This window comes from Candidatus Accumulibacter sp. ACC005 (assembly GCF_907163215.1).
Lineage (GTDB): Bacteria > Pseudomonadota > Gammaproteobacteria > Burkholderiales > Rhodocyclaceae > Accumulibacter > Accumulibacter regalis.
The window spans coordinates 22,071-44,041 of sequence record NZ_CAJQUB010000011.1 but is presented as its reverse complement, the minus strand read 5'-3'; the positions used below and the strand labels follow the sequence as shown (position 1 = coordinate 44,041).

General features: G+C 64.9%; 20 protein-coding genes. 14 read left to right on the top strand and 6 right to left on the bottom strand.

Features of this window, described 5'->3' with window-relative positions; genetic code table 11:
- Window positions 1-14: 14 nt before the first annotated feature.
- The 5 genes from leuC to aroC all read right to left on the bottom strand — a co-directional run bounded on the left by leuC (window position 15) and on the right by aroC (window position 5,130).
- A complete protein-coding gene (gene leuC, locus QZ613_RS12530) occupies window positions 15-1,421 on the bottom strand; it encodes a 3-isopropylmalate dehydratase large subunit (protein ID WP_043567117.1) in 1,407 nt (468 codons plus the stop codon).
- 129 nt (window positions 1,422-1,550) lie between these two features.
- Window positions 1,551-2,390: a M48 family metallopeptidase gene (locus QZ613_RS12525; protein ID WP_291863143.1), complete on the bottom strand. Its 840-nt coding sequence runs from the start codon at window positions 2,388-2,390 to the stop codon at window positions 1,551-1,553.
- Window positions 2,387-3,598 (bottom strand): MFS transporter, encoded by a 1,212-nt coding sequence (locus tag QZ613_RS12520; RefSeq protein ID WP_291863141.1) that lies wholly within the window; start codon window positions 3,596-3,598, stop codon window positions 2,387-2,389. The genes QZ613_RS12525 and QZ613_RS12520 overlap by 4 nt, the downstream gene beginning before the upstream one ends.
- A gap of 85 nt (window positions 3,599-3,683) precedes the next feature.
- A complete protein-coding gene (locus tag QZ613_RS12515) occupies window positions 3,684-3,935 on the bottom strand; it encodes a DUF465 domain-containing protein (RefSeq protein ID WP_043567122.1) in 252 nt (83 codons plus the stop codon).
- Window positions 3,936-4,014: 79 nt separating this feature from the next.
- Complete coding sequence (gene aroC, locus QZ613_RS12510) at window positions 4,015-5,130, bottom strand: chorismate synthase (protein ID WP_043567123.1); 1,116 nt, start codon at window positions 5,128-5,130, stop codon at window positions 4,015-4,017.
- Window positions 5,131-5,567: 437 nt separating this feature from the next.
- On the opposite strand from aroC, the gene QZ613_RS12505 reads away from it, so the two are divergent.
- From QZ613_RS12505 to QZ613_RS12465, 9 genes are all read left to right on the top strand, one after another.
- Complete coding sequence (locus tag QZ613_RS12505) at window positions 5,568-6,446, top strand: DMT family transporter (RefSeq protein WP_043567124.1); 879 nt, start codon at window positions 5,568-5,570, stop codon at window positions 6,444-6,446.
- Window positions 6,443-6,646 (top strand): AraC family transcriptional regulator, encoded by a 204-nt coding sequence (locus QZ613_RS12500; protein ID WP_291863135.1) that lies wholly within the window; start codon window positions 6,443-6,445, stop codon window positions 6,644-6,646. Before QZ613_RS12505 ends, QZ613_RS12500 begins: the two co-directional genes overlap by 4 nt.
- 72 nt (window positions 6,647-6,718) lie before the next feature.
- Window positions 6,719-7,735: an IS110 family transposase gene (locus QZ613_RS12495; protein WP_291863133.1), complete on the top strand. Its 1,017-nt coding sequence runs from the start codon at window positions 6,719-6,721 to the stop codon at window positions 7,733-7,735.
- A gap of 642 nt (window positions 7,736-8,377) precedes the next feature.
- On the top strand, window positions 8,378-9,067 hold the full coding sequence (locus tag QZ613_RS12490) for a methylated-DNA--[protein]-cysteine S-methyltransferase (RefSeq protein ID WP_291863130.1): 690 nt from the start codon (window positions 8,378-8,380) through the stop codon (window positions 9,065-9,067).
- A 135-nt stretch (window positions 9,068-9,202) separates the two neighbouring features.
- On the top strand, window positions 9,203-10,834 hold the full coding sequence (locus QZ613_RS12485) for an acyl-CoA ligase (AMP-forming), exosortase A system-associated (protein WP_291982716.1): 1,632 nt from the start codon (window positions 9,203-9,205) through the stop codon (window positions 10,832-10,834).
- The gene (locus QZ613_RS12480; protein ID WP_291982714.1) at window positions 10,831-12,075 is read left to right on the top strand and encodes a pyridoxal-dependent decarboxylase, exosortase A system-associated; all 1,245 of its coding nucleotides are present in this window, start codon (window positions 10,831-10,833) and stop codon (window positions 12,073-12,075) included. Before QZ613_RS12485 ends, QZ613_RS12480 begins: the two co-directional genes overlap by 4 nt.
- 142 nt (window positions 12,076-12,217) lie before the next feature.
- On the top strand, window positions 12,218-13,399 hold the full coding sequence (locus QZ613_RS12475; RefSeq protein ID WP_043567128.1) for a DegT/DnrJ/EryC1/StrS family aminotransferase: 1,182 nt from the start codon (window positions 12,218-12,220) through the stop codon (window positions 13,397-13,399).
- Window positions 13,400-13,445: 46 nt separating this feature from the next.
- On the top strand, window positions 13,446-14,513 hold the full coding sequence (locus QZ613_RS12470; RefSeq protein ID WP_291982712.1) for a GNAT family N-acetyltransferase: 1,068 nt from the start codon (window positions 13,446-13,448) through the stop codon (window positions 14,511-14,513).
- Window positions 14,514-14,676: 163 nt separating this feature from the next.
- Window positions 14,677-15,840, top strand: a complete 1,164-nt coding sequence (locus QZ613_RS12465; RefSeq protein ID WP_291863123.1) for a response regulator — start codon at window positions 14,677-14,679, stop codon at window positions 15,838-15,840.
- 34 nt (window positions 15,841-15,874) lie between these two features.
- On the opposite strand, the gene QZ613_RS12460 is transcribed toward QZ613_RS12465, so the two are convergent.
- Window positions 15,875-17,128 carry an HD-GYP domain-containing protein gene (locus QZ613_RS12460; protein ID WP_291982710.1) on the bottom strand — a complete coding sequence of 418 codons (1,254 nt, stop codon included), beginning with the start codon at window positions 17,126-17,128 and terminating at the stop codon, window positions 15,875-15,877.
- Between the two features lie 327 nt (window positions 17,129-17,455).
- On the opposite strand from QZ613_RS12460, the gene QZ613_RS12455 reads away from it, so the two are divergent.
- The 5 genes from QZ613_RS12455 to QZ613_RS12435 all read left to right on the top strand — a co-directional run bounded on the left by QZ613_RS12455 (window position 17,456) and on the right by QZ613_RS12435 (window position 21,971).
- Window positions 17,456-18,775, top strand: coding sequence for an HD domain-containing phosphohydrolase (locus QZ613_RS12455; RefSeq protein ID WP_043567130.1), 1,320 nt, complete (start codon window positions 17,456-17,458; stop codon window positions 18,773-18,775).
- Between the two features lie 20 nt (window positions 18,776-18,795).
- Entirely contained in the window at window positions 18,796-19,362 is a 567-nt protein-coding gene (locus QZ613_RS12450; protein WP_043567132.1) for a response regulator, read from the top strand.
- Between the two features lie 298 nt (window positions 19,363-19,660).
- On the top strand, window positions 19,661-20,866 hold the full coding sequence (locus QZ613_RS12445) for an ATP-binding protein (protein WP_291863118.1): 1,206 nt from the start codon (window positions 19,661-19,663) through the stop codon (window positions 20,864-20,866).
- 128 nt (window positions 20,867-20,994) lie between these two features.
- The gene (locus QZ613_RS12440) at window positions 20,995-21,363 is read left to right on the top strand and encodes a response regulator (protein WP_291863116.1); all 369 of its coding nucleotides are present in this window, start codon (window positions 20,995-20,997) and stop codon (window positions 21,361-21,363) included.
- Window positions 21,360-21,971: a chemotaxis protein CheC gene (locus QZ613_RS12435; protein ID WP_291863114.1), complete on the top strand. Its 612-nt coding sequence runs from the start codon at window positions 21,360-21,362 to the stop codon at window positions 21,969-21,971. Before QZ613_RS12440 ends, QZ613_RS12435 begins: the two co-directional genes overlap by 4 nt.

The window sequence follows — 21,971 nt, the reverse complement described above, 5'->3', positions numbered from 1 at the left end:
CCTTCTCCTTTGCGTCAGAGCAACTCGCGTACATCGCAAAAATGCCCGGCAATCGCCGCCGCCGCAGCCATCTCCGGGCTGACCAGATGGGTGCGACCACCGGCCCCCTGGCGACCCTCGAAGTTGCGGTTCGAAGTCGAAGCGCAGCGCTCGCCGGGCTCCAGGCGGTCGGCGTTCATCGCCAGGCACATCGAACATCCAGGCTCGCGCCACTCGAAACCGGCAGCGCGAAAGATCTCGTCGAGCCCTTCTTCCTCGGCCTGCCGCTTGACCAGCCCCGAACCGGGGACGACCAGCGCCAGACGGAGGCTGCCGGCCACCTTCTTGCCGCGCACGACAGCCGCGGCGGCACGCAGATCCTCGATCCGCGAATTGGTACACGAGCCAATGAAGACCTTGTCGAGGCGAATCTCCCGAATCGGCACATTGGCGCCAAGCCCCATGTAAACCAGCGCCCGCTCCATCCCCTCGCGCTTGACGGGATCGGGCTCCTGCGCCGGATCCGGCACACAGGCATCGATCGCCACCACCATTTCGGGAGACGTCCCCCAGGTCACCTGCGGCCTGATCGCCTCGGCGGACAACTCGATGACGCTGTCGAACTCGGCGCCGTCGTCGCTGCGCAGCGTCCGCCAGTGGACCACGGCACGCTCCCACAGCTCGCCCTGCGGCGCGAACGGACGGCCGCGCAGGTAGTCGATCGTTACTTCGTCAACCGCCACCATGCCCAGGCGCGCGCCCGCTTCGATGGCCATGTTGCAGAGCGTCATCCGCCCTTCCATCGACAGTCCGCGAATCGCGCTGCCGGCAAACTCGAGCGCATAACCGGTGCCACCGGCGGTACCGATACGGGCAATGATCGCCAGCGCGACGTCCTTGGCCGTCACCCCCTTGGCGAGCAAGCCATCGACGCGCAGCAGCATCGTCTTCGACTTCTTCTGCAGCAGGCACTGCGTCGCCAGGACGTGCTCGACCTCGGAAGTACCGATGCCGTGCGCCATGCACGCGAAGGCACCGTGCGTGCTGGTGTGCGAATCACCGCAGACGACGGTCATCCCGGGTAGCGTCGCACCGTTCTCGGGGCCAACCACGTGCACGATCCCCTGGCGCGGATCCTTGAACGGGAAAAAGGCCAGCGCACCGACTTCGCGGATATTGGCGTCCAGCGTCTCGACCTGCAGGCGTGCGATCGGATCCTCGATGCCGCGATCCCAGTGGTCGGTGGGCGTGTTGTGGTCCGCCGTAGCGACGATCGAAGACACCCGCCATGGCTTGCGGCCGGCCAGCTTCAAGCCCTCGAAGGCCTGCGGACTGGTCACCTCGTGCACCAGGTGGCGGTCGATATAGATCAGCGCGGTACCGTCGACCTGCTGATGGACGACGTGGTCCTGCCAAAGTTTTTCGTACAAGGTCTGCGGCATAGGTCGACGATCCGACGAAGTTCGGCCCCGGTGAGAGGCAATAGAGGGCAGGATTATGTCACAGCGCACCGGCCGCTGTCAGCGCCGGCTTGCACGCGCGGCCATCAGAGCCGCTTGCCGCACGAGCGATCAGCGCGCCTGGCGCGCCGCCAGGTAGAGCGGCTCCACGCGCTGCGCATAAACGCGCAGATCGGCGATCCGTGACCCATGCGACGGGTGCGTCGACAGCCACTGCGGCGGCTGTCCTCCCGAGACACGCCCCATCTTCTCCCACAGCGAGATCGCCGCACTCGGATCGTAGCCGGCTCGCGCCGCCAGCTCGACGCCCATGCGATCGGCCTCCTGCTCCATTTCCCGCGAATTTGGGCGCATGAAAGCCAGGTCGCCGACGCCGCCGATGACGCTCTGCCCGAGACCGGAATCGACGCCAAAATAGGCGCCGATCAAGGCCCCTCCGATGGCTGCCGCGACGTTCAGGCCTGCAGCCTGGCCAGCTTTCTCGCGCCCGTGCTCGCGCAGCGCGTGCGCGATTTCGTGGCCCATCACCCCGGCGAGTTCGTCGTCGGTGATCTGCAACTGCTCGATCAAGCCGGTATATACCGCGATCTTGCCGCCGGGCATGCACCAGGCGTTGAGCTCCTTGGAGCTGACCACATTGACCTCCCACTTCCAGCCGGGCGCATCGGGGCGAAAAGCGGCGGTCACCGGGATCAGCCGGCGAGCGATTGCCCGCACGCGCTCGGTCTGCTGCGCATCGCGATTGAGCAGTTTCTTGCTCTGCGCCGCGTGCATCGCTTCCTGGTAAGCCTTGGCGGCCGAGCGATCGACCTCGGCCGACGAAACCAGCATGGTCTGCTCGCGATCGACGCCAACCCTGCCGCCGCCGGTCGTTCGGGTCGTCGTACAGCCCGTAACGGCAACGGCAGCGAGCACCACAAGTGCGCCACGAGCGCAGGAAAGGACAGTCATTCTTTACCTCCAGAACCGTGTGCAAACCCGGCAATCGGCGCCGGGTGGCTGCCGCCGGGATCGTCGAGATCGCCGCTCTTCACGCCGACGGCGACGAAGAGCAGACCGAACAGCGCAAACGCCGAACTCATGGTGTAGGTGGGCCCGGCGCCCCAGGCGTCCCAGCTCCAGCCGCTCAGCAAACTGCCGAGCAGGCCTCCGGCGCCAAACGACAGGCTCGAGTACAGCGCCTGGCCACGCGCCTGACAGCGACCGGGAAACCAGCGATTGACGGCGGCGATCGCCGTCGCGTGGTAAGCACCGAAAGTCAGGCCATGCAGCAATTGCGCGACGACGATCAGCGGCACGCTTTCTACGCCCCAGCCGATCACCAGGAAGCGCGCGATAGCGGCCGCAAAACTGGCGAGAAGAATGGTACGCAGTCCAAAACGACGCAGCAAGCCGACCATGAAGAAGAAGACCACGATCTCGGCGAGAACGCCGAGCGACCACAGGCAGCCGACGGCGAACTTGCTGTAGTGATGGTCGGCGAGGTGAATCGAGTAGAAAACGTAGAAGGCGCCGTGCGCCGCCGACATGGCTAAACACGCGGCAAAGAGCGCTTTGACCCGCCGCTGGCGAAGGATTTCCCCGACCGGCACTTGCGCACCCGTCGCCCCATGCGACGGCGCCTCGGGAACCGCCAGGGCGTAGATCATAATCCCGGCCAGGGTCGCCGCGATCACCCACAGCAGCGCCGACAGCGGCAACTGGTCGAGCAGCGCACCGGTGCCCATCACAGCGACAATGAAACCGATCGAACCCCACAGGCGGATACGGCTGTAACGCGCCGGCTGCTCGCGCAGATGATCGAAGGTCAGCGTCTCGACCAGCGGCAGTGCGGCGCTCCAGAAAAAAGCCAGCAAGGCCATCGCCAGCAGCATCGCCTCGAAGCTGCGCACGACAAAAAAACTCGCGAAACCGATCAGGCTGACGACGCCGGCGAGGCGCACGATGCCCACCCGTTGCCCCATACGATCGGCCAGGGCGCCCCACAGATAGGGCGCGAACAGGCGCATCAGCTGCATCTGGGACATCAGCAAACCGATGTCCCAAGCGGAAAACGACAGCGACTGAAGGTAAAGCCCGAAATACGGAGAGAAAGCGCCGATGAAGGCGAAATAGAAGAAGTAGTAGCCGGAAAGACGCCAGTAGGGCAGAGCTTGCATCCGGCAATTCTACCGGATGGCGCAAGGGCGGCCGGCGGCCGCCGGCTCGGCAAGCGGTTGCGCGCTTGCCGAGCCGCTCAGCCGTTCAATCGCTGTTCTTGTAAGCGACCAGCATCCGGTACATCTGGTCCTTGAGCAGCAGGCGCTGTTTCTTCATCGTTTCGATGGTGAAGTCGTCGACCGGCAGGTCTTCCTCTTCGAGACGCTCCACCTCGCGCGTCAGTTGATGGTATTCGTCATACATCTCGCCGAACGGCTGGCTCGCGGCTTTCAGGGCGTGAATCGAATCCAGATACTCGGGGAAATCATGGTACAGGTCGTGATGCTCGATGTGCATGATCCTAGCCTCTCGCTGATCCCGGTCGGCCCGATGCGCGACCAGACCAAGCGATTATAACCAGAGCCACCGGCAAGCGTCACGCGGCCCCGCCATCGCTTGCCGCGCCGGGAATACGAGGCGTGCTGCAACGCACGTCGCCACACTGGGCGCGATGGCGCAAGGCATGGTCGATCAACACCAGCGCGAGCATCGCTTCGGCGATCGGAGTCGCTCGAATGCCGACGCAGGGGTCGTGCCGGCCATGCGTTTCGACGCTTGCCGCGTTGCCCGCGCGGTCTACGGAACGGCGTGGCAGGCGAATGCTCGACGTCGGCTTGATCGCCAGACTGACGACGATGTCCTGGCCCGTGGAAATGCCGCCGAGCACCCCGCCGGCGTGGTTGCTGAGGAAGCCCTGCGGCGTCATTTCGTCGCCATGCTCGCTGCCGCGCTGGGCAACGCTGGCAAAACCGGCGCCGATCTCGACGCCCTTGACCGCGTTGATGCTCATCATCGCGTAGGCGATCTCGGCATCCAGCCGGTCGTAGACCGGTTCGCCCCAGCCGGGCGGTACGCCATGGGCAGCGACGGTGATCTTCGCGCCCACCGAATCGCCCGCCTTGCGCAGTCGATCCATGTACTCCTCGAGCTCGGCAACGATCGTCGCATTCGGCGCGAAGAACGGATTGCCGGCGATCGCCGCGGCATCCAGGAAGGGAATCTCGAGTGGCCCGAGCTGGCTCATCCAGCCGCTGATGCTGACCCCGTAGCGCTCGCCCAGCCACTTGCGGGCAATCGCCCCGGCGGCGACACGCACCGCCGTCTCGCGTGCCGACGAGCGACCGCCACCGCGATGATCGCGAAAACCGTACTTCTGCGTGTAGACGTAGTCGGCGTGCCCCGGGCGGAAGGTCTCGGCAATATTGCCGTAGTCCTTGCTGCGCTGGTCCTGATTGCGGATCAGCAGGCCAATCGGCGTCCCCGTCGTGCGGCCCTCGAAGACGCCGGAGAGGATCTCGACCTGATCCGGCTCGCGCCGCTGCGTCACGTGCCGGGAGGTTCCCGGCCGACGGCGGTCGAGCTGGCACTGAATGTCGGCTTCCGAAATCGCCAGCCCGGGCGGGCAGCCATCAACGACGCAGCCGATCGCCGGACCGTGTGACTCACCGAACGAAGTCACGGTGAACAGCGTGCCAATCGTGTTGCCGGACATGGCTTTCTCTTGAGCGTTAGAATGGGCGCAAAGTCTACCATAGCGCTCAGCACGCTGATCCGAAGCCAGCCCGATGACCGACAAGCCTGCACGTCCCGGCAAACCGCTGCCGACGTCCACCCCGAAAACGCCCGCGCGGCAGCCACCCTCGCCGCCCGGGAACGCACTGCGCCAGGCGGACACACGCTGGCAGCGAACGGTCCGCTATGCCTGGGACAAGGGAGGGAGCAGGGGCGGCAGGTAGGCCGCCCGCCTGCCCGGTACGCGCGCCCGAGCCCGCTGCCGCCGGTCCTTTCAGCCAGCGTCGACGACAGGCGCCTGAGCCACGGTCACGGTCACGGCCACGCAGTGTCGCCGGAAGGCGCAAGAATCGGGTGGTCGGGGAGCGCTGCCGAGACGACAATCGCAGCCTATCACCCCCCATACGAAAGGCTGTCATGACTGCTGCCAGCATCACCCGACTGTTCCTGCTCGCTGCGATCTGGGGCGCCTCTTTTCTGTTCATGCGCGTCAGCGTCCCCGCCTTCGGACCCGTCGCGCTGATCACCTTTCGCGTCGGCATTGCCGCGGTATTTCTCTGGCTGGTCGCCCGCGTCCTCAAGCAATCCCTGGAAATGGGTCGCAAGTGGAAGTACTTCCTGAGCATTGGCGTCCTCAACTCGGCGCTCCCCTTCCTTCTTTTCGCCTACGCGGCGCAATCGCTCCCGGCGTCGCTGCTGGCCATTCTCAACGCCACCTCGCCGCTCTTCGGAGCGGCGATCGGGACGCTCTGGCTGAGCGTTCCGCTGACCGGCGCCGTCGCCCTCGGTCTGGGCTGCGGCCTGGCCGGGGTCAGCGTCCTCGTTGGCCAGAACCTCGCGCTGGCCGGTAGTGCCGAGTGGCCAGCGGTCGCCGCCGGGCTGCTCGCGCCGCTCTCCTACAGCCTGGCGAGCATCTACACCAAGGCCCACCCCGGCCTGGCAACACCCTTCGCCAACGCCCACGGCAGCATGTGGATGGCCACGCTGGTACTGCTGCCGCTGTTCCTTCTTGCCCCGGTCCGGCATGCGCCGGACGGCGGCGACTGGGCAGCCGTGTCGCTACTGGCCATCGTCTGCACCGGTGCCGCCTACCTGCTCTACTTTCGCCTGATCGAAGACGTCGGCCCGACGCGCGCGCTTTCGGTGACCTTTCTGATTCCCGTCTTCGGCGTCCTCTGGGGTGCGCTGTTCCTCGACGAAGCGGTCGGCTGGCACACCCTGATCGGCGGCGCACTGATCCTCACCGGCATCGCGCTGACCGCCGGCCTAGTCGGCCCGCGCGGCCAAACGGCATGAACGAGCTCGCTGCCCGCTGTCGTGCCTACGACACGGTCGCCCGGGCGATTCGCTTCGTCAGGGAGCGCAGGCCCTGTCAGCCCACGCTGCAGGAGGTCGCCGCGCACGTCGGCCTGAGCCATTTTCATCTGCAGCGACTGTTCAGTGTCTGGGTCGGCATCTCGCCGAAGCGCTTCCTGCAATACCTGATAATCATCTAGCCGGCCCCTCAGCCGCGGCGCTACTGTCTGAGTTGCGAAGCACAGACTGAGAACCGCAGAAGAGGAGCCGAGATGAAACTGTATGCTGCAATTGACCTTCATTCCAACAACAGCGTGTTGGTGATCCTGGACGAAACTGATCGGATCGTGCTGCAGAAGCGCCTGTCGAACCGGCTGGAGAGGATACTCGCAATGCTTGTCGCCTACCGTGAAGCCATGGAAGGCATCGCCGTCGAATCGACCTACAACTGGTATTGGCTGGTTGATGGCCTGATGGAGGCTGGTTATCGGGTACACCTGGTCAACACCGCCGCGGTCAAGCAATACGAAGGGCTGAAATACCGCGAAGACGCAGACGATGCCCGCTGGCTGGCGCACTTGCTGCGCCTGGGGATCTTGCCGCAAGGCTATATCTATCCCAGGGCCGAGCGCGGCGTGCGTGACTTGATGCGCCAGCGCAGCCGACTGGTCCAGCAAAGATCTCAACAGGTCCTGAGCATCGAGAACAGCCTCAGCCGTGAGTTGGGCGAGCGATCGGCAGCCAACCAGATCAAACGCTGGCAAGACACCGACGTCGACCGACTGCCGCTGGCCGACACCAGCCGCCTGGCCGTCAAGAGTCGTCTGGCGGTCATGCGCTGTATCGACGAACAAATCGATCGCCTGGAAGCAGCGATCCTCGAAACAGCCAAGCTGCGTCCCGATTACCAGGGCCTGCTCACCGTCAACGGCATCGGCAAAGTGCTCGCCCTGACCATCGCCCTGGAAACCGGCGACGTCAGCCGCTTTCCCAGCGTCGGCGATTTCTCCTCGTATTGCCGCTGTGTCGGCAGCGAACACCTGTCGAACGGCAAGAAGAAGGGCAGCGGCAACGTCAAGAGTGGCAACCGGCACCTCGCCTGGGCCTTTGTCGAAGCGGCCAACTTCGCCGTGCGCTACGAGCCGACGATCAAGCGCTTCTACCAACGCAAGAGCGCCAAGACCCGGCCCGTGGTGGCCATCAAGGCCGTCGCCCACAAGCTGGCCCGGGCCTGCTACCACGTGATGCGCGACCGGGTGCCATTTGACGTACAACGGGCGTTTGCCTGAGCTATGGAGCGGCGGCGGTGAGCCAGACACGGGGTTGGCTGACAACCACCAGACCTGATTGGGCCACCGTTCGCCCCTCCGCCAGGTTAACGGCCGGCAGGGTCTGTAAGGTGGCAAAGCCGCAGTGTGCGCCTTTGCCACCTTACACCAGCCTAAATCGCCACAGGGCGTCAAGGGTGCGCTACGCCGGGCTGCCAGCAGCCCGCCCTTGACACCAACAACGTCGTCGCTAGAACAAGGATCTTGAAAGGGTAAGAGCACCGCAGAACAAACGTGATTTTGAAAGGCAACAAGCTTGACCGGTTCGCCTCTGCCGTGAGCCACCTGGGGTTGGCGCCCGCCGCAGCACCCGCGGGCAACCACAAAACTGTCAGCGGCTGACAAGCCGCAAGACATGGACACGTGCAGGGCACCAACGGTTTTCTGGGGCCGCCAAGGCGGCCAGGGGCGCAGTCGGCGTGGCAACACGTTGATCACCGCCTTGATCCTGATGGGTGACTGGTGCGGACCGCTTCCGACACCGAACGATTGAAAACCAGGGCGCGAATGTTGAGTTGGAGCCACAAGCGATGAGTACGAAAAACCATCGCGCCTACGGCGCGAAAAAATTCGTTCGCCGTGTTGACCGGGGCCGGCTAATGGGTGACCACCGAACACGCCCGCTCGCTGTTGCGTGGCGAGTACGACGTCCTCGCCGCAGCGCACGCGGCAGGGCTCTCCGGACCCGGCCGGCTCCATGATCTGATGGTCGCTTGCGACGCGGCGACACCGGGCGAGGTGCGCTCGCTGGGCGCAGGGCTGCTGATCACCTATGGCTTCGGACCGACGCCGTTCGGCTGGGTCATTGCCGGCACTACCCCGCGCGGGCTGTGCCATCTGCAGTTCGTGAACGCCAGTGACCATCTCGACGCCGACGACGCCAGCGACGCCGCACGGCAACTGCAAGCCGACTGGCAACACGCCCGGCTGGTCCGCGACGATGCGGCACTGGCCACGAGCATCGCCCGCGCCTTCGCTCGCAGCGGCCAGGGACAACCGCTCCACGTCCTGCTCAAGGGCACGAATTTCCAGCTCAAGGTGTGGCAGGCGCTGATCAACGTCGCCCCGGGGGAAGTGGTCTCGTACGGCGAACTGGCGGCGCGTATCGATCACCCGCGCGCGCAACGCGCGGTCGGTTCGGCGCTCGCACGCAACCGTATCGCGGTGCTGATTCCTTGCCATCGCGTCATTCGCGAGAATGGCGAGATCGGCAGCTATCGTTGGGGAGGCGACCGAAAACAGGCGTTGCTGGCCGCCGAAGCGGCGCGCACCGTCACCCATGCCTGCCCATGAACACTCGCCACCGGTCAGCGAACGACGCCCACGGCGAGCACCGTATTCTCTCGTCAACGGCAAATAATTTCACAGTCGAAACGCCGCTTGTCGTTAGAATCGGGACCTTCTCCATTGTCACTTCGCGCCAGAAAAATGACTGATGCAAGCCTGCTCGCCGAACTGATCAGCCACTCCGCCGCGCGCAATCCGGACGCCATCGCGCTCAGCTACGGCAAGCAGTCGATGAGCTACGGCGAGCTGCAACGGTCGATCGACGGCCTCGTCGCCGGCCTCGTCGGCCTCGGCCTGCAGCGCGGCGAGCGCATCGCGATCTACCTCGAAAAGCGCTTCGAAACGGTCGTCGCCAGTTTCGGCGCAACCGCCGCCGGTTGCGTCTTCGTGCCGCTCAATCCGCTGCTCAAGGCTGATCAGGTGGCCTACATCATGCGCGACTGCAATGTCCGCGCGCTGCTCACCTCCAGCGAACGCCTGTCGCTGCTCGCCCCCGTGCTGCCGTCGTGCCACGACCTGCGCCACGTGCTGCTGACCGGCAGCGAGCCGCCGCCCGCCACTGACGGTCCGCTCGCCTACCTGCGCTGGGACGATCTGCTGCAGGCCGGCGGCCGGAGCGGTCACCGGGTGATCGACACCGACATGGCGGCGATCCTGTACACCTCGGGCAGTACCGGCAAGCCGAAAGGCGTCGTGCTCTCGCACCGCAATATGGTCGCCGGCGCCAAGAGCGTCGCCAGCTACCTCGAAAACACGGCCAACGACACTCTGTTGGCCGCACTGCCGCTCTCTTTCGATGCCGGCTTCAGCCAGCTGACCACCGCTTTCCACGCCGGTGCGCGCGTCGTCCTGCTCAACTACCTGCTACCGCGCGACGTGCTCAAGGCGCTGGCGCGCGAGCAGGTGACCGGACTGACCGCCGTACCGCCGCTCTATATTCAGCTCGCGGAACTTGAATGGCCGGCGGCGGTCGGCGAGCACCTGCGCTACTTCGCCAATACCGGCGGGCGCATGCCGCGCGAAACGCTGGCCAGCCTGCGCCGCCACCTCCCGGCCAGCAAACCGTATCTGATGTACGGCCTGACCGAAGCCTTTCGCTCGACCTACCTGCCGCCGGACGAAGTCGACCGGCGCCCCGATTCGATCGGCAAGGCGATCCCCAACGCCGAGATACTGGTGCTGCGCGAAGACGGCTCGCCGTGCGCCGCGCACGAACCCGGCGAGCTCGTGCACCGTGGCGCGCTGGTCGGCATGGGCTACTGGAACGATCACGAAAAGACGGCCGAACGCTACAAACCGCTGCCCGCCAACACGCCGGGTCGCGATGCCGGCCTGGTGCTCCCGGAAATTGCCGTCTTCTCGGGCGATACGGTGCGCAGCGACGAGGAAGGTTTTCTTTACTTCATCGGTCGTCGCGATGAAATGATGAAGACCTCGGGCTACCGGGTCAGCCCGACCGAAGTCGAAGAAGTCCTCTACGCGACCCGGCTGGTCGGTGAATGCGTCGCTTTCGGCGTCGACCACCCGACGCTCGGCCAGGCCATCCAGGTCATCGCCACGCCCGCGTCGGGCAGCGCTCTGGACAGCGCCGAACTGCTCGCCGAGTGCCGCCGCCGGATGCCCGCCTACATGGTACCGGCGGCGGTCACCGTGCATCCCGGGGCTCTGCCGCGCAACCCCAACGGCAAGATCGATCGAAAATTGCTGGCTGACGAGTTCCTCGCCAGGCAGGGCGATGCGACCGCAGCAGCGCAAGCAAAGGAGCACCGGTGAACGAAGTGCAACGCAGCTTCCCCAGCCACGCAACCATGGACCAGTTCCCGGTTGCCGACGGTGAACTCGTCGTCGGCGGCATGGCGCTGACCCGACTCGCCGCGCGCGTCGGACAAACCCCCTTCTACGCCTACGACCGCAGCCTGCTGACGCGGCGGGTTGGCGAGCTGCGCGCCGTCCTTCCGCCAGCACTGAAACTGCACTATGCGATGAAAGCCAACCCGATGCCGGCGCTGGTCTGCCACATGGCAGGACTGGTCGACGGCATCGACGTCGCCTCTGCCGGCGAGTTGAAGGTCGCCCTCGACGCCGGCGCAAATCCGCGCGATATCAGCTTCGCCGGGCCGGGAAAACAAGGCGCGGAGTTGCGCCAGGCCGTCGCCGCCGGCATCCTGATCAACGTCGAATCGTTCCGTGAAGTCGCCGAACTGGCAGCCATCAGCGCACAGACGGGCAACAAGGCACGCATCGCAGTGCGTGTGAACCCCGACTTCGAACTGAAGAGCTCGGGAATGAAGATGGGTGGCGGCGCCAAGCAATTCGGCGTCGACGCCGAGCAGGTGCCGGCGCTGCTCACCGAGATCGGCCGCGCCGGACTGTCCTTCGAGGGCTTCCACCTCTTTGCCGGCTCACAGAATCTCAAGCCGGAAGCGATCGTCGAGGCGCAGAGCAAAAGTTTCGACCTCGCCCTGCGCCTGGCCCGGGAAGCGCCCTCGCCGGTTCGTTTCCTCAACCTTGGTGGCGGCTTCGGCATCCCCTACTTCCCCGGGGAAAAGCACCTTGACCTGGCACCGATTGGCGCCGGGCTGGCGACGATCAGCGAACGCGCGGCGAAGGAACTCCCACAAGCCGAACTGGTCATTGAACTGGGGCGCTACCTGGTCGGCGAAGCGGGCATCTACGTCAGTCGCATCGTCGACCGCAAGATCTCGCGCGGCCACTGTTTCCTGGTCACTGACGGCGGTCTGCACCACCATCTGTCGGCGTCGGGCAATTTCGGCCAGGTCATCCGCAAGAACTACCCGGTCGCCATTGGCAACCGGATGGCGCCGAGCGAGCGTGAAATGGTTTCCGTCGTCGGCCCGCTGTGCACGCCGCTCGACCTGCTCGCCGACCGGATGGAACTGGCCGTCGCCGAAGCGGGGGATCTGGTGGTGATCTTTCAATCCGGCGCCTACGGCGCCAGCGCCAGTCCGCAGGCCTTTCTCGGCCATCCCGCCTGCCTCGAGACCCTGGTTTGAGAGCAGCAGGGCTTGCCTGGCTGCAGACGACGACCTCGGTCGCTGCGCCGTTGATTGCGCCAGCAGGTGCGCAGCGGTACGCCCGGCAAGCTTCGCCGCCAGCCCCTTGCCCAGCCAACAATAAGAATCGATTCGACGCGCCATGAAACCAACTGCCACGGAACGTTCGCCGCTGCCACGCAGCCCGGTACTCGACTGGTCCAGCTTTTCGGGGAAGCCGAGGTCGGCGGGCGTCAGCAGCATCGATGACCTCAGACACTCGGTGACGACCACCAGCGGGCGCGCGGCCATCTATCACGCCCTGCTGCAACTGCGCCTGCCACCCGGAAGCCTGGTCCTGGCACCCAGCTACCACTGCCCGACGATGATCGCACCGGCAATCCTGGCCGGCCTTGAAGTCGGCTATTTTGCCATCCGTGCCGACGGACTACCCCACCTGAACAGCGTGGACGCGGCCACCGCAGGCAGGGCCAAGGCGATGATCGTTTCGCACTACTTCGGTCTGGCGCGATCGCTGGCAGAAGTCCGGCAGTGGTGTGACGAGCATCGCATCGCGCTCATCGAAGACTGCGCGCACTGCTACTTCGGCGACGCCGGCGAAAGGCCGGTGGGCACCTGGGGGGACTTCTCCACGGCCAGCCTGTCCAAGTTCTTTCCGGTTCCCGAAGGCGGCGTACTGGCCTCCGCCGGGCAAGCCCTCACCCCCCTGCCCCTTTCCGCCCCGGGCTTAAAGGCACAACTCAAGGGCTGCGTCGACGTCCTTGAGATCGCCGTCCGGCACGGGCGCCTTGCCGGCGTCAATCGCCTGCTGGCCAGCGTCTTCCGGCTCAAGAACACGCTCGGGAAGCACAAGGCGACGGGCGGCGGCAAAGAGACCTCGGCGCTGGTCCGAATGATGCAGAGCTGTGACATGGAACGTATCTCGCAGGCGCCATTATGGGCAACGCTGGCGCTGAAAGCGACCTTGCCGCGTGGTCCGATCATTGCGCGACGGCGGCAGAACTTTGCCATCTATGCCCGACACTTTGCCCAGGTACGCGGTGCGCGAGCGCTCCTTCCCCCGCCGGATGCCGACGCCGTACCCTACGTTTTCCCCTTGTGGGTCGAGGAGCCCGATCGCATCTACCACGCGCTGCGCGCACAGGAATTCCCGGTCTTTCGCTGGGACAACCTCTGGCCCGGGACACCACGGCTAGGCGATGACGTCGGCCCCGAATGGAGCCATCACGTCCTGCAGCTGCTGTGCCATCAGAACCTCGACGACAGCGATGTCACGAACACGGCGCTGGCGACCCTGAGCTTGCTGGCCAACCCGCAAGCCTAGACAAACGCTTTCGTCGCGTCGAACAACCACGGAAAGACGACCGACCATGTCAACATCTGCTTCTCTGCTCTGGCAGAATCTGCCCGCCGCCGCACTGCTGCAGAGCCCCGATCTTCAGGCTGATTGGAACCGCCTCAACGCCGCCCGCGGTGACCTGCCTTTTCTGACCGCGGAGGCGATGATCGCCGCGCTCGACAACTTCGCCGAGGGCCGGGAGAGACTGCTCGTCGGCCGGGACGCTTCGTCCATCGTCGCCCTGTTTCTCGTCGTGCCGACCGGGAACTACAAGTGGAGTACGTTTCAGGCGTCGCAGATCCCGCTCGGGGCCTGGGTGGCTGAAAGCCGGCTGCCCCTGCCGGACCTCGCCCGCAGCCTGAGCCGAGGGCCGCTTGGCTTTTGCCTCGCCCTGTCCGTCACCCAGATCGATCCACTGTTTGCGCCACGGGGCGACGACGGTGCGGACAGCGAGAACAGTGACTACATCGAAACCGGCTGGATCGACCTGCTCGGCAACTTCGACGACTACTGGAACCTACGCGGCAAGAACCTGCGCCAGAACATGCGCAAACAACGCAACAAGCTGGCCAACGAAGGCATCGTCGGGCACATGCGCGCGTGGACCTCGGCCGCCGATATCGACGGCGCCATCGAGCGCTACGGTGTATTGGAGAGTGCCGGCTGGAAGGCCGCTCAAGGCACGGCGATCCACCGCGACAACGCCCAGGGGCGCTTCTATGGCGCGCTGCTGAATGCCGCCGCCGCGCGCGGCGAGGCGGTGGTCTATGAGTATCTCTTCGACGATCGGGTCGTCGCCTCCAACCTCTGCCTGCGCCGCAAGGGGACGCTGGTCGTCCTCAAGACAACCTACGATGAGAGCATCCAGTCCTACTCACCGGCCTTCCTGCTGTGTCAGGACGAGATGGAACAGCTCTATGCGGAGAAGGCGATCGAGCGGCTGGAGTACTATGGTCGCCTGATGGACTGGCACACCAAGTGGACGGCAAACAAGCGCACCATCTACCATCTGACGCTCTACCGCTGGCCGCTGCTCAAGGCGTTTGCCGGATGGCGCCGTCGTCGCCGTGCAGGCGTCGCCGCCGCGAAACACGCTTAGCGCGCCTTGTACGCCGCGTCGCCGCCACGCGCGGTACCGACGCCGCCACTCTGCGTGCGGCCGGGCGAGAATCTGTGAGACGATGAGCGGCAAGGACGCGCACGGTCGCACGGCCGATCGTGGATAGAAGCGGCCTCGGCCGACAATCGAAAGCGAGCGCACCATGGACCTGAGTTTCGATGAGTTGTCCAAGCCCGTCCGCCACCTGCTCCTGGTCGACGACGAGGAAAGCATCCTGCGCTCCTTGCGGCGCATGCTGCGTCGCGACGGCTATGTCATTCATGTCGCCCTCGGCGGTGAGGAGGGGCTGGCCGTGCTGGAGAGGGAACCGGTCGGGGTAATCGTCACCGACCAGCGCATGCCGGGGATGACCGGCTCGCAGTTCCTGAGCAAGGTCAAGGAGAAGTATCCCGACACCATCCGCATCGTCCTCTCCGGATACACCGAGCTGAACTCGATCACCGACGCGATCAACAGCGGCGCCATCTACAAGTTCCTGACCAAGCCCTGGGATGACGAGCTTCTGCGCGAGCACCTTGCGGACGCCTTCGAGCACTACGAACTGAAGAACGAGAACGCCCGCGTTTCGACGCTGAACCGAGCCATCATCGACGCCATTCCCGACGCCCTGCTGCTCGTCGATGTGCGCCGGCGCGTCATCGTTGCCGCCAACTCCGCAGCCAGCACGCTGCTCGGCTACGCAGCGCCGGGATCGGCCGGGTCACCGGAGCTGGCCGGCACGGCGATCGGCGAAATCGAGCTCCTGCCGGTAGACCTGTGCTACTGGGACGAAATCGCTGACGGCACTTTCCGGCCGCTACACGGGCTTGAAACCGAATATCAGCATCGCGACGGGAGCCTGCTCCCGGTGCGCAAGTCGACCTCGAACGCCGCCGATGGCCAACACCCCTACGTGCTCGTGCTGGCGCATGACCTGCGCCACGAACGGACCATCGAGTCGTCACTGGAAAGACTGAACGCCGAGATGGCGTCGGTTCTCGAAGCAACATCGGAGGGTTTGCTGGTCCTCGATGCCGGACACCGGTTGGCGCGCATCAATCGCCGATTGAAAACCCTCTGGTCGCTGCCTGAAGACCTGCTCTCAGCCACCGGCGGCGAAGCCATCCTGCGCTGGATTGCGGCACAGGCGACGACACCGGTCGAGACGACGGCCGAGCTTTTCGCGCATTTCCTGGCCCCGACCGCTCGCCTCAGTGGCATTTTCGAGCGACAGAACGGGGAAAGCTGCCACTGGCACGCGTCCCCGCAACTACGCGATGACGAAGTGATTGGCCATATTTTCTGCTTCGCGGTCGCTCCGCCGTAGGTCCGCGAAGGGAGAATGAAGCCTCCCGACGACGCTAATCAGCGCGCGCCTCATCGCCAAAAAAGTACGCCACGCGCTTTCGCGGACTGAGATACTCGTGCACCGGCGGTGGCAGGTTGACGGCCCGCAAGGCTTTGCTGATGCTGATCTGCGGCAGCTCCTCAAGGTCGAGGATAAGCGCCTCTGCCTTCGGGATCTGCGGGTCGTAAACCAGGAGCATGGGCCGCAAGGGCCGCGCCGCGTTCACCGAGATGACCATCGCCGTCTCGCCGCTGGAAAGCTGCACGATGCTTCCGGGCGGGTACACGCCGAGAACGTGCACCAGCTTGGCGAGCATGGCGCCGTCAAACCAGTTCCGCTTCCTGGCGAACATCGTGGACAGCGCCTCGTAGGGAGTGACGACAGCCGCCGCCTGGGCCGGATTACAGAGATGGTCATAGTGATTGACAATGGCAATGACGCGCGCCACCGGGCCTATTTTCTCGCCCGCCAGGCGATTGGGGTAACCCGAGCCGTCCAGATGTTCGTGATGCTGGAGGATGGCGAGGGCCACCTCCTGTGGCAAGCCGCTGCGTAGCGCCAGCTTGGCGCCAGCCTCGCAATGCTGGCGCAGAAGCGCTTCTTCCGCCACCGTCAAGGCTTCGTTCTTGAGGCGCACCCGGGGCGCCAGGTCGGCCATGCCCACGTCGTGAAAAATGGCGGCCACCCCGATCGTCTGCAAGGCCCCTGCATCGAGCCCCATTGCCTTGCCGAGAATCAGCGCCAGGACCGCGACGTTGAGCGAGTGGTAATAGACCTCGTCGCCTATGCCCTTGTCACCGAGCAGATGAACCATCGTCGCACTGTTGCCGAGCAGCGATTCGGCAATTCCAGCAATCAGCGTGCCGATCTGTTCGATCGCCTTGCCGGGTTCGGAACGGAACTGCCGGGTCGCTTGACGAGCGCTGCGCGCGGCGGCTGCAGCCTCCTTTTCCGCGTTGGCAATGCTCGAACGCAGGACGCGATCGCGCTCGCTGCGCAGCTCCTGGTCGGTTCGCGTCAGCCCCTCGGGCGCTGTTTCCGGGGTGGGCACCGGCGGCACTTGCGGCGGCTCGGCCTCGACTGGCAAGACGGGACCCTTGCCCCGCGCGGGATCGATCCTGATCCTGTCGAGGCCCAGACCGCGCAGGGTCGCCAACTGATCATCGCTTTGAATGAGGAAGCTGCTGAAGCTGAAGGGATGCTGGAGCCACGACAGGTCGAGGATCACGAACATGCCGATAGCAAGCTGCTCAGGTTCTACGAACACGCGCTCGTCCATATGAGATTGGCCCTCACCCCGATGGTACGAACGATACTCCCTCGGAGCCTGGCTGAGAAAACTATTGTCGATCGCGCGGCGCGAAAACAATCAGCCATTGGCAAGACAGAGTCGTCGCATGGTGCGGAGAGAGGGTCACGCGGGAGGTACAAAAAAGACCTCGCCAACGCGCTCAGCCGCGTCCGGAATGAGGTAGAGTACCGCGTTGAAGAACGCAACCAGACGGCCTTCTGCCGGAACGGGGCCGCATCGGCGCACAGTTTGCTCCGCCCTTCCTCGACCAGCGGGCCAAGGCCCAGGTGCTCAAGCGCGACGATGACCGAACAGACCTCGCCCACCCCCCCCCAGACACTGCTCCTGGTCGACGACGAACCTTCGATCCTCAGTGCCTTGCGGCGACTCTTCCGCCCCTGCGGCTATCGCATCCTGACCTCCGAAAGTGGCGCCGGAGGACTCGAACTGCTGGCCAAGGAAGACGTCGATCTGGTGATTTCCGACATGCGCATGCCGGAAATGGATGGCGCCCAGTTCCTGGAGCAGGTGCGTACCGGCTGGCCGCGCATCATCCGCATTCTCCTGACCGGCTACGCCGACATCACCTCGACCGTCAACGCCATCAACAAGGGCGAGATCTACCGCTACGTTTCCAAGCCCTGGGACGACCACGATATCGTGCTGATGGTGCGTGATGCTCTGCAAAGCCAGCGTCTGCGGAGTGAAAACGCGCGTCTGCTGGCCTTGACCCAGAACCAGAACGAAGAGCTCAAAGCGCTCAACAGCAGCCTCGAGGCGCGGGTCCAGGAACGCACCGCAGAACTTGAGCAGGTCAATGGCTTCCTCAACCTTGCCAACGACACGCTCAAGCAGAGTTTCCTGGTCTCGATCAAGGTCTTCTCGACACTCCTCGAACTGCGCGAGGGGTCGGCCGGCGGACACGCCCGCCGCGTCGCCGACCTGTCGCGCAAACTGGCCATCCAGTTGGAACTGGACGCCAAGGCGCAGCAGGATATCTTCATCGCCGGCCTCCTCCACGACATCGGCAAGATCGGCTTTTCCGACGCCATGTTCGCCAAGCCGGTCCCCAAATTGACTTCGGAAGAGTTGTCACGTTACCGCAAGCACAGTATCGCGGGGGCCAGCGCGCTGCTGCCACTCGCCGATCTGAAAAGCGCTGCGGACCTGATCCGCGCGCATCACGAGCGTTTCGACGGGCAGGGTTTTCCCGATGCCCTGCAGGGCCTTGGCATTCCGCTTGGCGCGCGCATCCTGGCCGTGGCCAACGACTACGATGGCTTGCAGATCGGCACGCTGTCGGAAAAGCGCTTCACTGCCGACGACGCCAGGATGCTGTTGGTCAAATCGCGAGGCAAACGCTATTGCCCGACGGTCGTCGACGCCCTGGTCGAACTTCTTGGCCGACCGCGGGACGAAGCCGGACAGGAGAAAGAGGTTCCGGTCGACCAGCTCAAGATCGGCATGGTCCTCGCCCGCGATCTACTCGCCCGTGACGGCGCCTTGCTGCTGGCTACCGACTACGTTCTCGACGCCACCCTGGTGCGCGAGATCCAGGCCTACGCCAAACGGGAAAGCCTGCCCCTGGTACTGCACGTCCGCAACCATAGCAAGCAGCGTTAGCTTCCGGGAGGAGCTTAGCAATGCCTCGTATCCTGATCGTCGACGACGAAGACAACATCCTCAAATCGTTGCGGCGCCTGCTGGCCATGACCCCATGTACGGCGGGCGGCAAGATATACCCGCTGATTGTGGATACCTGCGCTGACCCGCTCCAGGCCCTGGAAAACGCTTTCGGCACACCTTACGATCTGGTGCTTTCCGACTTCCGCATGCCGGGCATGGACGGCGTCGCCTTTCTCAAGGAGTTCCGCGAGCTGCAACCGAATGCCGCCCGCCTGATCCTGTCCGGCTACGCCGACCTCAATGGGCTGATCGCGGCGATCAACGAGGCAGGCATCCTGCGCTTCATCGCCAAGCCGTGGAACGACTACGAACTGGTGACGACGATCGCCCAGGCCCTGGCCTTGCAGGAGCTGCAGAACGAAACCCAGAAAATCGCCGACGAAGCGCGACTGCGCCAGGGCCGGCTCAGCCCGGAGGACTTCGAGCGTCAGCGCCTGGAAGCACTCGAACCGGGCATCACCCGCGTGCACTGGGGGCCGGACGGTTCGGTGATGCTCGACCCCGACGCGTTGAACAAGGATTGATGCTCCCGCTCGCTCGCCGGAACGCCCGCGGCCACGCGCCCGGGGATGGAAGTCTGCCTGTCTTTGCCGTGCCGCCGGGCGCGAGCCATTGCTCCCTGCCGCTGGCCACCACGAATGGCGGCGCAGGCGCTCGTCGCCGCTGCTTCCAAAAGTGCACAGGCGCGCGCGATTAGGGCGTATGGTGCGGGTTTCACGGTCGGCACGGTGCGAGCTGACGGATTTCAGTGCGCGGCGATGAGCCCAGTACGGCCGCCGCAAGCCTGGCGAAGGGGGCAATGAGGTTGCAGTGGGCGGATTGGTGAGCATTGCGGACCAGAATCGGTCATTTCTGGCCTTGCTGGCGGCGAGGGAAAGCGAGGATCTTGGCCTTGCGCTGAGCGCATTGCTAGGCTCTCCGGTGGCTGTGCAGGATCTCTCCGGAAGCGTGATTTTCGGCAGCCTCGACCTGCCTGCGCAGGGCCGCGTGACGCTGCGTCTCGCACAGCAGCCGATAGGCTATCTGCAAGCGCCACTGGCCGAGCCGGCGCTGTGCAACGCCGCCGCGCGACTGATCGAGACGCTTTTGCGCGCGCTCGCGCGTGGCCGGGCCGAAGCAGCCAGACCCACCGCCGACAAGCACGCGCGGCTTCAAGCAGAGTCGCCGCAAGACATCGCGCCGGAGGACTTGCAGGCGCAATACAAAGCGCTTTCCGAGCAGTTCGACGCCCGTGTCGCGGCCGAGGTGAAACTGAGCGACGAGCGGCAGCGCCAGTCCTATCAGGCTGAGCGCCTGGCGTCGGTGGGTGCCCTCGCTGCCGGCGTCGCGCACGAAATCAACAATCCGATCGCCTTCGTGCGCAGCAACCTGAGCACTGCCGAGACCTACCTCGTCAAGCTGGACGATCTCGCCACTGCGGTCAAGAACCTGCCGGGTGGCGAAGCGATCCTGGCCAGCACGGACACCGAGTTCACGCTCGAGGATTTCACTGCGCTGCTGCGCGACAGCATCGTCGGCGTCGATCGGGTGGCGCGCATCGTCAACGACCTCAAGGGCTTCTCGAACGTCGACAAGCCGCAGGAGGACGTCGTCGATATCAACGCCCTGCTCAGTACCGCGTGCAAAATGGCCGAAAAGAAGCTGCCGCCTGGCGCGACTCTGATCTGCGAGTTGGGGGAACTGAAACCTCTGCTGTGCCTTCCCGGCCATCTTTCGCAAGCCTTTCTCGCAGTACTCAGTAACGCCGCGCAAGCCATCGAAGGCAAGGGAAGCGAAGGTGAGCTGCACGTCTGCAGCCGCTTCGACGGCCGGCAGGTGATCATCGAGGTGCGCGACAACGGCGTCGGCATTGAAGAAAGCGCCCTGCCGCGCGTCTTCGATCCTTTCTATACCACCCGCGCAGTCGGCAAGGGAACGGGGCTGGGGCTGACGGTGGCGCGCGACATCGTGCGCGCCCACGGTGGCGAGATCGAGTTCGACAGCCTTCCGGCCACCGGGACGAAGGTCACCATGACCCTCCCGGATTGACCCAGCCACAGCCGTACAAGGCGAGAAAAAAAGCTTTCCGCATTCGCGGGCGAAGCGCCGCTGTCAGGGCCCGGATGGCGATCAAGTCACCGGGCGAGCAAAGCAAGCGACTATGACAAGGAGGGACGATGTCGGTTTCAGTTCTCGTCGTCGATGATTCGGCGATGGCCCGCAAGATGCTCATTCGAGCGCTACCGCCAGATTGGGACATCACCATTACGCAAGCCTCGAATGGCGCCGAAGCCCTCGCGCGTTACCGGCAGGGAGTGGTCGACGTCATGTTTCTGGACTTGACCATGCCGGAGATGGACGGCTACCAGGTCCTCGAAACTCTCCGCCGCGAAGACCTGAATTGTCTGGTCATTGTCGTCTCGGCGGACATCCAGGAAGCGGCCCAGGCGCGCGTCCGGGCGATGGGCGCCATCGCCTTCATCAAGAAACCGGTCGATGCCGAACGCATCAAGGCGGTACTCAAGGAATACGGGCTGCTGGTATGACTATCGAGTTCATCAGCGAGGAGCAGCGCGAGGCCTTGCAGGAAGTCGCCAATATCGGCATGGGCCAGGCCGGCGCATCGATCGCCAAGGTTCTCGGCGAGTTCGTCGAACTGTCGGTGCCGCAGATCAGCGCCGTGGGCGCAGCCGGGATACCTGCTGCCCTGGCCGCCCTGGCCGGCGACGGCATCGCTTCGGCCGTACGCCAGGCGTTCATTGGCGAGCTGCGTGGCGAGGCGATCGTCATCTTTGCCGAGCACTCGGCAGACGACCTCGCCGCGCTGCTCGCCTACGGCGACGCCCTGGATGCTCCGGCCAGCCGCGAGCTGCTGCTCGACATCAGCAACGTTCTCGTCGGCGCCTGCCTCGGCGGAATTGCCGAACTGCTGCGCACCACGATCGGTTTTTCGGCGCCCTCCCTGCTTGCCGACCAGGTGGCCAGCAGCCAACTGCTGCGGGCGGACGGGATTTCCGCGCGCTGCGCGCTGCTCGTCGAAGTGCGCTTTGGAATCGAGAAGCGCGTCTTCCGCTGCCACCTGGTAATGCTCATGCCGGACGACGCGGTTACCGCCCTGCGGCGGGCGCTTGACCGCTTTGTCGAGGAACTCTGA

Excerpts from the sequence above, each read along its gene's own strand:
- QZ613_RS12440 (WP_291863116.1), top strand. The coding sequence starts at position 20,995 with ATGTCGGTTTCAGTTCTCGTCGTCGATGATTCGGCGATGGCCCGCAAG.
- QZ613_RS12505 (WP_043567124.1), top strand. The coding sequence starts at position 5,568 with ATGACTGCTGCCAGCATCACCCGACTGTTCCTGCTCGCTGCGATCTGG.
- QZ613_RS12475 (WP_043567128.1), top strand. The coding sequence starts at position 12,218 with ATGAAACCAACTGCCACGGAACGTTCGCCGCTGCCACGCAGCCCGGTA.
- aroC (WP_043567123.1), bottom strand. The coding sequence starts at position 5,130 with ATGTCCGGCAACACGATTGGCACGCTGTTCACCGTGACTTCGTTCGGT.
- QZ613_RS12485 (WP_291982716.1), top strand. The coding sequence starts at position 9,203 with ATGACTGATGCAAGCCTGCTCGCCGAACTGATCAGCCACTCCGCCGCG.
- QZ613_RS12465 (WP_291863123.1), top strand. The coding sequence starts at position 14,677 with ATGGACCTGAGTTTCGATGAGTTGTCCAAGCCCGTCCGCCACCTGCTC.
- QZ613_RS12520 (WP_291863141.1), bottom strand. The coding sequence starts at position 3,598 with ATGCAAGCTCTGCCCTACTGGCGTCTTTCCGGCTACTACTTCTTCTAT.
- QZ613_RS12525 (WP_291863143.1), bottom strand. The coding sequence starts at position 2,390 with ATGACTGTCCTTTCCTGCGCTCGTGGCGCACTTGTGGTGCTCGCTGCC.
- QZ613_RS12450 (WP_043567132.1), top strand. The coding sequence starts at position 18,796 with ATGCCTCGTATCCTGATCGTCGACGACGAAGACAACATCCTCAAATCG.
- leuC (WP_043567117.1), bottom strand. The coding sequence starts at position 1,421 with ATGCCGCAGACCTTGTACGAAAAACTTTGGCAGGACCACGTCGTCCAT.
- QZ613_RS12435 (WP_291863114.1), top strand. The coding sequence starts at position 21,360 with ATGACTATCGAGTTCATCAGCGAGGAGCAGCGCGAGGCCTTGCAGGAA.
- QZ613_RS12470 (WP_291982712.1), top strand. The coding sequence starts at position 13,446 with ATGTCAACATCTGCTTCTCTGCTCTGGCAGAATCTGCCCGCCGCCGCA.
- QZ613_RS12500 (WP_291863135.1), top strand. The coding sequence starts at position 6,443 with ATGAACGAGCTCGCTGCCCGCTGTCGTGCCTACGACACGGTCGCCCGG.
- QZ613_RS12495 (WP_291863133.1), top strand. The coding sequence starts at position 6,719 with ATGAAACTGTATGCTGCAATTGACCTTCATTCCAACAACAGCGTGTTG.
- QZ613_RS12455 (WP_043567130.1), top strand. The coding sequence starts at position 17,456 with ATGACCGAACAGACCTCGCCCACCCCCCCCCAGACACTGCTCCTGGTC.
- QZ613_RS12515 (WP_043567122.1), bottom strand. The coding sequence starts at position 3,935 with ATGCACATCGAGCATCACGACCTGTACCATGATTTCCCCGAGTATCTG.